Origin of the sequence: Dokdonella sp. (genome assembly GCF_039926425.1) — a bacterium.
Lineage (GTDB): Bacteria > Pseudomonadota > Gammaproteobacteria > Xanthomonadales > Rhodanobacteraceae > Dokdonella_A.
Window position 1 is genome coordinate 1 of the sequence record NZ_JBDSWZ010000292.1, and the last position, 12,710, is coordinate 12,710.

The 12,710-nt window shown below is 63.2% G+C and carries 12 protein-coding genes and 1 pseudogene; 8 read left to right on the plus strand and 5 right to left on the minus strand.

Annotation, left to right across the window (positions count from 1 at the left end):
* Positions 1–216 precede the first annotated feature (216 nt).
* The 5 genes from parE to ABIV12_RS16480 form a co-directional block, all read right to left on the minus strand.
* A complete protein-coding gene (gene parE, locus ABIV12_RS16460) occupies positions 217–2,106 on the minus strand; it encodes a DNA topoisomerase IV subunit B (RefSeq protein WP_348061331.1) in 1,890 nt (629 codons plus the stop codon).
* 134 nt (positions 2,107–2,240) lie between these two features.
* Positions 2,241–2,708 carry a group 1 truncated hemoglobin gene (locus tag ABIV12_RS16465; RefSeq protein ID WP_348061333.1) on the minus strand — a complete coding sequence of 156 codons (468 nt, stop codon included), beginning with the start codon at positions 2,706–2,708 and terminating at the stop codon, positions 2,241–2,243.
* 19 nt (positions 2,709–2,727) lie between these two features.
* Positions 2,728–3,678 carry a DUF3034 family protein gene (locus ABIV12_RS16470; RefSeq protein WP_348061335.1) on the minus strand — a complete coding sequence of 317 codons (951 nt, stop codon included), beginning with the start codon at positions 3,676–3,678 and terminating at the stop codon, positions 2,728–2,730.
* Positions 3,675–4,841, minus strand: a complete 1,167-nt coding sequence (locus ABIV12_RS16475; protein WP_348061337.1) for a hypothetical protein — start codon at positions 4,839–4,841, stop codon at positions 3,675–3,677. Before ABIV12_RS16475 ends, ABIV12_RS16470 begins: the two co-directional genes overlap by 4 nt.
* Positions 4,838–5,791 carry a hypothetical protein gene (locus ABIV12_RS16480; protein ID WP_348061339.1) on the minus strand — a complete coding sequence of 318 codons (954 nt, stop codon included), beginning with the start codon at positions 5,789–5,791 and terminating at the stop codon, positions 4,838–4,840. Before ABIV12_RS16480 ends, ABIV12_RS16475 begins: the two co-directional genes overlap by 4 nt.
* Before the next feature lie 527 nt (positions 5,792–6,318).
* Here ABIV12_RS16480 and ABIV12_RS16485 point away from each other — a divergent pair.
* The 8 genes and pseudogenes from ABIV12_RS16485 to truD all read left to right on the plus strand — a co-directional run.
* Positions 6,319–7,983: a CTP synthase gene (locus tag ABIV12_RS16485; RefSeq protein ID WP_348061341.1), complete on the plus strand. Its 1,665-nt coding sequence runs from the start codon at positions 6,319–6,321 to the stop codon at positions 7,981–7,983.
* Between the two features lie 121 nt (positions 7,984–8,104).
* Complete coding sequence (gene kdsA / locus ABIV12_RS16490) at positions 8,105–8,935, plus strand: 3-deoxy-8-phosphooctulonate synthase (RefSeq protein ID WP_348061343.1); 831 nt, start codon at positions 8,105–8,107, stop codon at positions 8,933–8,935.
* The gene (locus tag ABIV12_RS16495) at positions 8,932–9,381 is read left to right on the plus strand and encodes a hypothetical protein (protein WP_348061345.1); all 450 of its coding nucleotides are present in this window, start codon (positions 8,932–8,934) and stop codon (positions 9,379–9,381) included. Before kdsA ends, ABIV12_RS16495 begins: the two co-directional genes overlap by 4 nt.
* On the plus strand, positions 9,378–10,673 hold the full coding sequence (gene eno / locus ABIV12_RS16500) for a phosphopyruvate hydratase (protein WP_348061347.1): 1,296 nt from the start codon (positions 9,378–9,380) through the stop codon (positions 10,671–10,673). Before ABIV12_RS16495 ends, eno begins: the two co-directional genes overlap by 4 nt.
* A gap of 12 nt (positions 10,674–10,685) precedes the next feature.
* Positions 10,686–11,012: a cell division protein FtsB gene (gene ftsB / locus ABIV12_RS16505; RefSeq protein WP_348061349.1), complete on the plus strand. Its 327-nt coding sequence runs from the start codon at positions 10,686–10,688 to the stop codon at positions 11,010–11,012.
* Complete coding sequence (gene ispD, locus ABIV12_RS16510; protein ID WP_348061351.1) at positions 11,002–11,697, plus strand: 2-C-methyl-D-erythritol 4-phosphate cytidylyltransferase; 696 nt, start codon at positions 11,002–11,004, stop codon at positions 11,695–11,697. The genes ftsB and ispD overlap by 11 nt, the downstream gene beginning before the upstream one ends.
* 82 nt (positions 11,698–11,779) lie before the next feature.
* Positions 11,780–12,247: pseudogene (ispF, locus tag ABIV12_RS16515) on the plus strand (2-C-methyl-D-erythritol 2,4-cyclodiphosphate synthase); the annotation flags it as partial.
* 83 nt (positions 12,248–12,330) lie between these two features.
* Positions 12,331–12,710 (plus strand): tRNA pseudouridine(13) synthase TruD (gene truD / locus ABIV12_RS16520; RefSeq protein WP_348061353.1); only part of this gene is annotated, 380 nt, incomplete at its 3' end.

A 12,710-nucleotide genomic window follows, 5' to 3' on the forward strand; every position in this document is an offset into this window, starting at 1 on the left:
GCTGCGCAGGGGAAGGAACAGCAGATTCTCGTGCCTTCACAGATCCATGCAGCGCTCACCATCAGCGTATCGGTGAGCGCAATCGCCGTTCCTTCCCCTGCGCAGCGGGGGCAGGTGCCCGGAGGGGGGAAGGGGGCGCTTTTCGTGGGAGCGAACGATCACGACAGGATCATCTGGCGTCGCCAGTTCGCAGAAGCGCAACAACGCCAGTGCGTCTCAGACCTCAAGCGACGCCAGATCGCCTTTCGTCTCGAGCCATTCCTTGCGATCCGATGCGCGCTTTTTCGCCAGCAGCATGTCCATCAGCTTGTGCGTGCCATCGTCGGGCTCGACCGTCAGCTGGACCAGCCGGCGCGTATCCGGATGGATGGCGGATTCGCGCAGCTGCGGCGGATTCATTTCGCCGAGGCCCTTGAAGCGCGTGACGGTGACCGTGCCCTTGATCTTCTCGCGTTCGATCTTCTCGAGCGTCGCGTTGCGTTCGGCTTCGTCGAGACAGTAGAACACCTGCTTGCCGACATCGACGCGGAACAGCGGAGGCATCGCGACGAACGCGTGTCCATCGCGTACGAGCTTCGGGAAGTGTTTGAGGAACAGTGCCGACAGAAGAGTCGCGATGTGCAGCCCGTCCGAATCGGCGTCGGCGAGAATGATGACCTTGCCGTAGCGCAGGCCCGAGATGTCGTCCTTGCCCGGATCGCAGCCGATCGCGATCGCCAGGTCGTGCACTTCCTGCGACGCAAGCACCGAACCGGATTCGACTTCCCATGTGTTGAGGATCTTGCCGCGCAGCGGAAGAATTGCCTGGAAGTCCTTGTCGCGCGCCTGCCGCGCCGAACCGCCGGCCGAATCGCCTTCGACAAGGAACAGCTCGGTGCGGGACAGATCGCTCGATGCGCAATCGGCGAGTTTTCCGGGCAGCGCAGGCCCCTGGGTGATTTTCTTGCGCACGATCTGTTTTTCGGACTTCAGCCGCAGGCTCGCCCGTTCGATCGCCAGCTGCGCAATCCGCTCGCCGAGTTCGACGTGCTGGTTGAGATACAGCGAGAATCCGTCGTGCACCGCGTTCTCGACGAAGCCGGCCGCATCGCGCGACGACAGCCGCTCCTTGGTCTGGCCGGAGAACTGCGGGTCAGTCATCTTGAGAGAGAGCACGAAACTCAAGCGGTCCCAGACGTCTTCCGGCGCAAGCTTGACGCCGCGCGGCAGCAGATTGCGGAACTCGCAGAATTCGCGAAGCGCGTTGGTGAGGCCCGATCGCAGGCCGTTCGCATGCGTGCCGCCCTGCGCGGTGGGAATCAGGTTGACGTAACTTTCCTGCGTCAGCTCGCCTTCCGGAAGCCACGCCACGGCATACTCGACAGCGCCCGTTTCGCGTTGCACCGAACCGACATACAGGTCAGCCGGCAAATATTCCGCGTCGCCCAGCATCGACCGCAGATAGTCGCGCAGCCCGTCCTGATAGTGCCATTCGATCTTTTCGCCGCTCGCCTCGTCGGTGAGGCGAACAGTGAGTCCTGCGCACAGCACGGCCTTCGCGCGCAGCACGTGCTTGAGCCTGGACAGCAGGATCTTCGGCGTGTCGAAATATTTCGGATCGGGCCAGAAGCGCAGCGTGGTGCCGGTCTGCTTTTTCGGCACGGTACCGGTCACGCCAAGCGTGCTTGCACGGTCGCCGTCCTTGAAGTCCATCCGGTAGACCTGGCCGTCGCGACGGATCGTCACCTCGACACGCGTCGACAGTGCATTGACCACCGACACGCCGACGCCGTGCAGGCCGCCGGAAAACTGGTAATTGCGGTTGGAGAATTTTCCGCCGGCGTGCAGACGCGTCAGGATCAACTCGACGCCGGGGATCTTCTCCTCCGGATGCAGGTCGACCGGCATGCCGCGTCCGTTGTCGGTGACTTCCACCGAGCCGTCGGAGTACAGGATCACATCGATCGCGGAAGCGTGGCCGGCGAGTGCTTCGTCGACCGAGTTGTCGATGACTTCCTGGGCAAGGTGATTCGGGCGCGACGTATCGGTGTACATGCCGGGACGGCGCTTGACCGGGTCAAGGCCGGAGAGGACTTCGATGTCGGCAGCGTTGTAGCGGGTATTCATCAAGGCGAATGCGGGTTGAGCGAAGGCGGCTGAGGATGGAGACGCCGGGCTGCGCGGTCAAGGCATCGCTTGCGTTCCCCATCGGCCGGAGAAGGAATCGCTGGTCGATCAGCCGATCGGTCGACGACCATCCATCAGTGCGAGTTCACCACTTCGCGATGCATCGACGCGAGTTTCTGCAGCAGCTTGTTCTGCGCGCGGAACGGAATGTCGTGCTTGTCCATCGCGATCTGCAGGTCTTCGACCAGTGCGTTGAATGCGGCTTCGTCGATGGTCAGGCCAGAGTGGGTTTTCTTCATGTCCTTGCCCGTGTATGTGCACGGCCCACCGAGGATCACGCAGAACTGGTCGACCAGTTCCGCCTTGATGTGTTTCTGGTCCGTATCGGCGAAGAACGGCCGTGTGCGCGGATCACTGACCAGCTCGATCATGAAATCGTCCATCAGCGCGACGAGCCCGGGCTTCTCGCCGAACTGCTTGAACACTGGCAACAGCGACGGGTCGGCGGGTGCCGGATTTTCAGCCGCGCGAACGGGCGTCCCGATAGACAGGACCATCAGCGCGGATGCGGTGACCAACGCAAGAAATGGACGGAGTGACATGGGGCGATTCCTCGTGGTGTCAGAAGCCGATCTGTACGGACGCGTACAAACCGTGCTGGTGGTCCTTGATGACGACGTTGCCGAGGTCGGCCCACGCCACGGTCAGCGAGACATGCCTGGTCGGCGCCCAGGCGACGAACACGTCCCACCAGTCATCTTCCTTTGCGATGCCGAGATTGTCGGGCTTCATGCGGTACTCGGCGCCGATCGCGACCTTGCGTGACAGCAGGTACGCCACCGATCCTTCGAACTCCGGTTTGTAGCTGTCGTTGCGGTCGCCGCCGAATCCGAGGATGCCGGTCTGGTTCGCCTTGGTCAGCCGAACGGTGCCGTTCAGAAGCAGACTTTGCGCAAGATAGAGCTTGGTCGCCGTCAGATAGAAGTCGGTGCCGGAGTCGTCCCTCGCGCCGATCGCGTTCAACACCGCGCCCTGATCGTTCTTCTTGTACTGCAGGCCCGCGGAAATCTGCGGCAGCCAGCTGTCCTGTTCGAGCACCGCGTCGCCGGCGAGCTTGACCTTGATGCCGAAAATGTCCTGCTGGAAGGTGAAGCCGCGCCCGAGACCGAGCGCCGCGCCGACGTCCTCGGTGTTGAATTTCTCCCGTGCAAACGACAGTTCGACGCGATTGTTGATTCCGACCAGCACGCCGATGTCGCTGAGGTGATAGTCGCCGACGCCCAGGTGCGTGTAGAAGGCGTTCGCTCCGATCTGGCCGGGCGAACCATACCCGCCAATCACCGCCCAGGGCACGATGCCGCCGCCGGCCGCTCCTTCGATCTGACTGACACCGCCCGTGAGAAGGAGCTTGCCGGCAAATCGGCTGTGCTCCTCTTCCGCCGTGACTTCAGGTTCCGGTGGCGCTGCGTAGGCGTCGGCGTCGTCGGCTTTGTCCTGCGCATGGAGCGGGGCCGCGCCGAACAGCGCGCTGATCACGGTGGCGAGTAGCAGACGTCGGGCGGTCTGGATCATCGGGCATCCTTTGCTGGCAGTGCGGGTCGGTGTGTCGGCGGAAGTGTACGGGTCGATCCGCGCGCTTCACGCAATCTTTTCTGCAGCACGTTCAATGACACGGCCACTTGCGAAACCGGGCCGGTGCCGCCCACCGGCGCGTCGATGTCGTAGTTGCCCCGCGACGCGGAAGCGGCAATCGTCGCCAGTTCATCCAGCGGAAGGAACCAGCGTTTCCAGCCCAGCACGAGAATGATGACGAGCACTGCCAAAGCCAGCAGCGCGAGTGCGGCGGCCGGAATCACAATGGCCGAATGGAGTGCGGCGAATCGCTTGGGCGACATCGACGCCAGCAGCGCCACGCTGGCTCGTTTGGCCAGCAGGGGCGTCACGCGTGCATACCCGACACCGCCTTCCATCGCGACGGCAATGATGCCATCGGCGTCGACTGTGGACGATGAATCGACCGCTGCCTGCAACGGAACGCCGAGTGCATCGAGCATGATTTTGTCCGCTCCGACCGGCTGGGTCGAGGTTGCGATCTGCAGATCGCTCCCGGGACCGGCAACGACGAGCGCAATGTCTGTTCCAGCGGCTGTGCCGATTCGACGCGCGATGGTCGAGTTGATCGGATTTGCCGTGTAGAGCAGCGCTTCAAGCGTGTCACCCCGCACAATCGGCGCAATGGACACAAGCTGCAGACGGCCATTCGCCACGAGGATGCCGGTCGTTGATGTTATCGTCTCGCGCGTCTGCGTGACCATCGCGTCGCTGGACGATGGCCGCTGGAATTTCGCTGCATTGCTCGCCGCGGCAATCACGACACCCTTGGTGTCGACCACCGCTGCGGTCTCGAACCCGGAGGACGTGCGGCGTTCCTGCAGAAGGTCGGCAATCGAGGTGGAGTCGACACTCCCGCCAGCTGCCGCACCTGCTTCCAGTGCCTGGCTGACATAGCCGACGAAGGCCGGATTTCCGGCGAGCGATTGCGTGCGCGATTCCATTTCGTCCAGTTCGCGATCGAACACAAGGTCGGCAACCTGCTGCGCCGCCTGCAGCGAGCCGGACGCCACCGCGATCTCCGCGCGTCCGACCTGCCACCATGCGATCGCCGCGATCACCAGCACGAGCGCGCCGGCAGCGACGACGCTCGCCACCTGGAATCTGCGCAGTCGGTTGCTCATCGGGCGCCTGCCGACTTGATGTCCTGGTGATACGCCTTGCCTTCCTTGTTCAGATGCGCCGGGACCCGCGCCTTGACGATAGGCACATGAATTGACGGCGCATCGACGTCGGGCATCGTGAGCGCGAGTAGCGCCGGACGCGCGGCACGCGGATGCCACACCATCAACTTGCCGGCACCGGCTGCGACGCCGGGAATCGAAAAGCGGCCGACCTTGTCGGGCCTCGTGAACCACGGCGTGTTGAGCACCAGGATGTTGGCCAGCATCGATTCGTGCACGTTGCAATGGACGAGCACGAGTCCCGGCTTGCGGAACGTGTATTCGCCGCTCTCGCCGCCGCCGTAGACGCCGAGGTCGAACGACGATCCCGAAGTGGTCGAGAAGACGTTGTGCAGAATCTCGTCCTGGTTCGGAAACTTGACCGTGCTTCCGACCGGAATGACCAGAAGGCCAGGGTCGAAGCGCTTGTTCTTGGTATAGATCGAAAAGCTGCCCGGCTTGACGCCGGCTGAGCCCGCCGAAGGCACGAAGTAAACGACAGCATCCTCGATCTCGTCGGCTTCGATGCTCTGACCCGCGCCCGCGTCCAGCACGACCTGTCCATGCAGATCAGCGAGGGCTCCAAGCGCTTTTGCCTCTGGAGCGGCGACGACGGGAGGCGCTACCGCGGGCGGCGCTGACGGCTTGGCAATGGCGGGCTTCGGCGCTTTCGGCTTGGCAACGACCCGCGGCGGAGGCGGCGCGACGATTGGAGCCGGCGGCGCAGGTGCGGGCGCACTCTCAACCGGCGCAGCGATCGGCGGCGGTGCAGCTGCTTGCGGCGGCGTCGGTGCCGGCGCAGCAACGATGGGTGCGGGTGGAGGTGTGCTGTCGCTTCGCGGCGGCGCAGGCGTGCAGCCCACAACGATGAGCATGCCGAAAGCCGCGGCGAAGGTGCGGATACGCTTCATGATGACCCCTGTGACCTGACAGACGGACCGCAATGCGGTCGACGGTGATATCCAGCTCGTGCACAGACCTCAAGTCCGCGCGATTCCTGACACGCTGTACGAAGCTTGGCGCTTCCTGGATGCAGCGGTACCTGTCCCCTCCGCTCTGAACGACACATCGGATGGCTTCCGATGATCGCGTGCTCCGACGGAAGCCCGCCGCCGAGGCGGGCAGGCCTTGCAGTCTCGCTGCGGTGGCCCGATTCTACATTCGTCGACACGCCGTTGGGGTGGATGGCCGGGCAAGTGAGGGAAAGTCCCAGCACTGTGCGCCGGCGATTTTCGCGCGCTCGCTGGCCACAATCGTGTCATCCGGCGTGCTGCGGGCGCGTCGAGTTGTCACCGATTCGATGCGAGCGTCTTCAGCGATCGTCATGCTGCTTCGTGTATCGTCGTTTGGCGAGAATCGATCCAGCGTCGCGAGATCGGACTCGCCGCCCGCACGCCGACCCGATAGAATAGGGGTTTCAAGCGGAACGTTTTTGCCCATGACCCCCCTGATCTTCGTGACCGGCGGCGTGGTGTCCTCGCTAGGCAAGGGCATCGCCGCCGCGTCGCTGGCTGCCATCCTCGAAGCACGCGGTCTTCGCGTGACGATGATGAAGCTGGACCCCTACATCAACGTCGACCCGGGCACGATGAGCCCGTTCCAGCACGGCGAGGTGTACGTCACCGACGACGGTGCCGAAACCGACCTCGATCTCGGCCACTACGAGCGGTTCATCCATACGCGTTTGACCGGCAAGAACTCCGTCACCACCGGCAAGATCTACGAAAGCGTCATCGCAAAGGAGCGCCGCGGCGACTACCTCGGCGCGACCGTGCAGGTGATTCCGCACATCACCGACGAAATCAAGCACCGCATCTACGAGGCTACTCAAGGGTATGACGTTGCGCTGGTCGAAGTCGGCGGCACCGTGGGTGACATCGAGTCGCTGCCCTTTCTCGAGGCGATCCGCCAGATCCGCATCGAACACGGCGCCGAGCAGGCGATCTTCATGCATCTGACGCTGGTGCCGTACATCAAGGCAGCCGGCGAGATCAAGACGAAGCCGACCCAGCATTCGGTGAAGGAACTGCGCTCGATCGGCATCCAGCCGGACATCCTGCTGTGCCGCTGCGAGCAGCCGCTGCCGCAGAGCGAGCGCCGCAAGATCGCGCTGTTCACCAACGTGCCCGAAAAAGCGGTCATCAGCGCAACCGATGTCGACGTGATCTACCAGCTGCCGATGTGGTTGCACAGCCAGGGTCTGGACGAGATCGTCGTCGACAAGCTCCGCCTCAACGCGAAGCCGGTGGACCTTTCGGCATGGGAGCGCACCGTCGAGGCGGTCGAGCATCCGCAGGGCGAAGTCACCATTGCGATCGTCGGCAAGTATGTCGAGCACAAGGATGCGTACAAGTCGCTCGGTGAAGCGCTGCGCCACGGCGGCATCAAGCAGAAAACCGGCATCAATCTGCGCTGGATGGAGTCGGAGGAAATCGAACGCCGCGGTGCGGAACTGCTCAAGGATGTCGACGGCATTCTCGTCCCTGGCGGATTCGGCAAGCGCGGCTTCGAAGGCAAGATCGCCGCAGCCCGCTACGCGCGCGAAAACCGCATTCCGTATTTCGGCATCTGTTACGGCATGCACGCTGCCGTGAGCGATTTTGCAAGGAACGTGGCCGGGCTCGAGGGCGCCAATTCCAGCGAGAACGACCGCAATGCGGAACACCCGGTGATTGCGCTGATCACCGAATGGACGACCGGAGCCGGTGACGTCGAGAAACGCGACGAGAAGTCGGGCAAGGGTGGCACCATGCGGCTCGGTGCGCAGGAATGCCGCCTGAAGGCCGGAACGATTTCGCGCGAACTGTACGGCCACGACGTCATTCGCGAGCGCCATCGTCATCGCTATGAATTCAATAATCGCTATCGACAGCAGTTCGAGGATCTCGGATTGATCATCGCCGGCAAGTCGATGGACGATTTGCTGGTCGAGATGATCGAGCTGCCGAACCACCCGTGGTTCGTCGCGTGCCAGTTCCATCCGGAATTCACCTCGACGCCACGCGACGGCCATCCGCTGTTCATCGGATTCGTCCGCGCCGCTCGCGAGCAGAAGGCGATGCGAGAGGCGCCAAGGCTGGCTCAGGTGGAGGTGGTGGCTTGATGTCCGTTGGTCTGTGCCGGGCGCCCTTTTGTGGAAGCGGCTTGCGCCGCGATCCGGTTGCCGATCGCCGCCGCCCGATGGGAAGCACCGCGGCTGAAGCCGCTCCCACGGAGAGTTCGCGATGAAACTCTGCGGCTTCGACGTCGGCCTCGATCAGCCGCTGTTCCTGATCGCCGGCCCGTGCGTGATCGAATCGATGCAGCTGCAACTCGATACCGCCGGCACGCTGAAGGAGATCACCGGCAAGCTCGGCATTCCCTTCATCTTCAAGTCCAGTTTTGACAAGGCGAACCGGACGTCCGGCACGAGTTTTCGCGGACCTGGCCTCGAGGAGGGTCTGAAAGTACTCGCCGAAGTCAAACGTCAGATCGGCGTGCCAGTGCTCACCGACGTGCACGAATACACGCCGCTGGGCGAAGTCGCCTCGGTCGTCGACGTGTTGCAGACGCCTGCATTCCTGTGCCGCCAGACCGACTTCATCCAGAACGTCGCCAAAGCCGGCAAACCCGTCAACATCAAGAAAGGCCAATTCCTGTCGCCGTGGGAAATGAAGCACGTCGCGGCGAAAGCGACGGAAACCGGCAACACGCAGATCATGGTGTGCGAGCGCGGTGCAAGCTTCGGTTACAACAACCTCGTGTCCGACATGCGCTCCCTTGCGGTGATGCGCGACACGCAATGCCCGGTCGTGTTCGATGCGACCCACTCTGTGCAGTTGCCGGGTGGCGCCGATGGCAAGTCCGGCGGCCAGCGCGAATTCGTTCCGGTGCTCGCGCGCGCCGCAGTTGCGGTCGGCATCGCCGGAATTTTCGTGGAAACGCATCCGGATCCGGACAAGGCACTCAGCGACGGTCCGAATGCATGGCCGCTCGGGAAAATGGAAGCGTTGCTGGAGACACTGTGCGCACTCGACTCGGTGTCCAAACGACAGGGTCTGCGGGGTTTCGAATGAAGCGTTTGCTGCTGGCTGTGGGCCTGTTCGTCTTCGCAACCGCAGCGTACGCATCGGGGCACGATTCGGGTCTGTCACCGGCAGGAACCGTTGCGACACCACATCCAGGAACGCCTTCCGATGGAAAGACGATCGACTATCCGAGGGTTACGACCTCATCGAACGAGTGCACCGACGCGACCGTGATGTCGACCTATTCGCCGCGCCTGCAATTCGGGCTGGACGGTCAGCACTATGCGTTTGCAGCATTCGCTGCGGAAGTGATCCGTCGCCGCGGCAACGCTCCGTTGCGTTGCCTGACCGTGATTGCCAGTTGCCGCGATGCAAGTCTCCTGAAGCAGACCTTCTCCGCGCTGAAACCCTATGGCGTCACCCACATCTCGTGGCAGCCGGACAAACAGCTTTTTCCCGACAAGGCCCACACGATGCCGGAGTGCAAACAGTGACCCACATCCAATCCATTCATGCCCGTGAAATTCTCGACAGCCGCGGCAATCCGACGCTTGAAGCCGAGGTCACGCTGGTGGACGGTTCGTTCGGACGCGCGATGGTGCCGAGCGGCGCGTCGACCGGCTCGCGCGAAGCGGTCGAGTTGCGCGACGGCGACCCGTCGCGTTATCTCGGCAAGGGTGTGAAGAATGCAGTCGCCAACGTCAACACGACCATTGCACATGCGTTGAAGGGTTTCGATGCCGATGATCAGCGCGGCCTGGACGGGAAACTGATCGCCCTCGACGGGTCGCCGAACAAGAGCCATCTCGGCGCCAACGCGCTGCTCGGCGTTTCGTTGGCGAACGCGCATGCGGTCGCGGCGTCGCGCAAGCTGCCGTTGTGGAAAGTTCTCGCCGGCGATCGCCCAGCGCAGCTGCCGGTGCCGATGATGAACATCATCAACGGCGGCGCGCATGCGGACAACAACGTCGACATGCAGGAATTCATGGTGCTTCCGGTCGGGCTGCCGAATTTTGCGGAAGCACTGCGCGCGGGCACGGAAATTTTCCATGCCCTGAAATCGGTGCTGAAGGCGCGCGGCCTCGCAACGTCGGTGGGTGACGAAGGCGGTTTCGCACCCGATCTCAAATCCAACGAAGAGGCGATCGAGACGATCCTCGCCGCAGTCGACAAAGCCGGCTACAAGATCGGCGCCGAGATTTACCTCGGTCTCGATGTCGCCAGCTCCGAATTCTTCAAGGATGGTGCTTACCATCTTGAAGGCGAGGGCAAGGTGTTGAGTCCCGAGCAGCTGATCGAGTTCTATGCCGGCTGGTGCGCGAAGTACCCGATCCTGACGATCGAGGACGGCATGGCCGAGGGCGACTGGGACGGCTGGAAGAAACTGACCGACCGTCTCGGCAAGACGGTGCAACTGGTCGGCGACGACCTGTTCGTCACCAATACGTCCATTTTCAGGGAAGGCATCGACAAGCACATCGCCAACGCGATCCTGATCAAGGTCAACCAGATCGGGACGCTGACCGAAACGCTCGATGCGATCGCGATGGCCGACACGGCGAAATACGCCTCGATCATCTCCCATCGGTCCGGCGAGACCGAAGACACGACGATTGCCGACCTCGCCGTGGCGACGACCGCCACGCAGATCAAGACCGGTTCGCTGTGTCGGTCGGACCGGGTCGCGAAATACAACCAGTTGCTGCGCATCGAGGAAGCGCTCGGCTCGTCGGCGCGCTATTCGGGCAAGGATGCGTTTCCGAATCTTCCGTTGTTCGGACGCTGAGGTTTCGCGCGCGTGCTGCGCTGGGTCGCCCTCGTTCTCGTGGTCCTGTTGATCGCATTGCAGGTGCATCTGTGGACGGGGCAGGGCGGACTTCGCGATGTGTGGCTGCTCGAAAAGCGTGTCGCCGAGCAGAAAGCGGACAACGCGCAGCTGAAGAAACGGAATGAGACCCTGTCGGCGGAAGTCGAGGACCTCAAGCACGGCGACGAGGCGATCGAGGAGCGCGCGAGGTCGGAACTCGGATTGTTGAAACCTGGCGAAACGTTCTACCAGGTGGTCGAACCGACGCAGGGCAACGCGGCGGCGCGTGATCCGGCGGGAGCCGACGGTGAGCGCTGATGCATTGTGGTGCGTCGTTCCCGCTGCCGGGCGCGGTGCGCGGTTTGGCGCGGAAAAACCCAAGCAGTACGTCGAGCTTGCTGGACAACCGATGCTCCTGTGGACGTTGCAACGTCTGGCCGAGTGTCCTTCGATTGCCGGCCTGATGGTGGTGCTTGCGTCCGGCGATCCCTACTGGCCGGGATTCGGTTCGTTCGGCGGCAAGCCGGTGTTGACGGTGGTTGGCGGTGCGGAGCGCAGCAGTTCGGTTCTGATGGGTTTGCGCGCGTTGCCGCCGATGATTCCTGACGATGCCTTCGTGCTCGTTCACGATGCTGCACGACCGTGCGTGCGCGGTGCGGATATTTCGCGCCTGGTCGAACTCGGTACCATTGCAGGAGGTGCGCTGCTCGCGTCGCCGCTGCGTGACACCCTCAAGCTGGGTGATGCCGATGCGTGCGTCGTCACGACCGAACCGCGCGAGGCACGCTGGCGCGCGCTGACGCCACAACTCTTCCGCCGCGGTGAATTGACCGTGGCGCTTCTTGACGCCAGCCGCGACGGCGTTGCCGTCACTGACGAATCGATGGCGATGGAGCGGCTCGGTCATCGCCCCTTGCTGGTCGAGGGTGCCGAGAGCAACATCAAGGTCACCACGACTGCCGATCTCGCGCTGGCGGAGTTCCTGCTGTTGCGCGAATCGTGACCTGACCCATTCGCGGAATGCGCATCCGGAGCTCGATCTGCCTCCGGGATGTCCCTTTCCCACTCTCCACTACTGGAATCACATGCGCATTGGCCAAGGCATCGACATCCACGCATTCGGACCCGGCGACCATGTGGTTCTGGCCGGTGTCGCGATTCCCCATGATCGCGGCGTCGTCGCGCATTCCGACGGCGACGTGGTGATCCACGCGCTGTGCGATGCGATCTTCGGAGCGCTCGCGCTGGGCGACATCGGGCATCATTTTCCGCCAAGCGACGCGCGCTGGACGGATGTCAGCAGTCGGCATTTCCTTCTCCATTGCGCAGGCCTGATGATCGAGCAGGGGTACACGCTGGCGAACGCCGACGTGACGGTCGTGTGCGAGCGTCCGAAGATCGGCCCGCACAGCGAGGCGATGCGACGCAACCTGTCGATCGATCTCGGCTGTGCGATCGGCAATGTCAGCGTGAAGGCGACCACCAGCGAGACCCTTGGATTCACCGGTCGCGGCGAGGGCATTGCTGCGTTTGCGGTGGTGCTGCTGCAGCGGCGTCGCGAGTCGACACTGGTGTCGAGTGACGCCGATCCGGAATTGCGGGCGCTGGTCAGTCGTCTCGAACCCGAGGCCGAAGAGTGACCGGCGATCAGCCGTCCGCATTTGGCGGTCCCCTGATCGAAGGAACCTTGCGCGAACGGCCAGCCGACTTCCAGGTTGACGAGGTGCTCGGTTTCGAACCGTCGGGAAGCGGCGAGCACGCGTTCCTGCAGGTCGAGAAAATCGGCGCGAACACCGAGTGGACCGCGCGTCAACTCGCGGCTGCGGCAGGTGTGTCACCGCTCGCGGTTGGCTACGCAGGAATGAAGGACCGTCATGCGGTCACGCGACAGACCTTCACCGTTCAGTTGCCTGGTCGTGCCGATCCGGACTGGTCGGCGCTGACGATTCCGGGTGTGCGCGTGATCGACGCGACGCGACACAACCGCAAGCTCAAGCGCGGCGCGCATCGCGGCAA

Excerpts from the sequence above, each read along its gene's own strand:
- ABIV12_RS16470 (WP_348061335.1), bottom strand. The coding sequence starts at position 3,678 with ATGATCCAGACCGCCCGACGTCTGCTACTCGCCACCGTGATCAGCGCG.
- ABIV12_RS16495 (WP_348061345.1), top strand. The coding sequence starts at position 8,932 with ATGAAGCGTTTGCTGCTGGCTGTGGGCCTGTTCGTCTTCGCAACCGCA.
- kdsA (WP_348061343.1), top strand. The coding sequence starts at position 8,105 with ATGAAACTCTGCGGCTTCGACGTCGGCCTCGATCAGCCGCTGTTCCTG.
- parE (WP_348061331.1), bottom strand. The coding sequence starts at position 2,106 with ATGAATACCCGCTACAACGCTGCCGACATCGAAGTCCTCTCCGGCCTT.
- ABIV12_RS16465 (WP_348061333.1), bottom strand. The coding sequence starts at position 2,708 with ATGTCACTCCGTCCATTTCTTGCGTTGGTCACCGCATCCGCGCTGATG.
- ABIV12_RS16480 (WP_348061339.1), bottom strand. The coding sequence starts at position 5,791 with ATGAAGCGTATCCGCACCTTCGCCGCGGCTTTCGGCATGCTCATCGTT.
- ABIV12_RS16485 (WP_348061341.1), top strand. The coding sequence starts at position 6,319 with ATGACCCCCCTGATCTTCGTGACCGGCGGCGTGGTGTCCTCGCTAGGC.
- ABIV12_RS16475 (WP_348061337.1), bottom strand. The coding sequence starts at position 4,841 with ATGAGCAACCGACTGCGCAGATTCCAGGTGGCGAGCGTCGTCGCTGCC.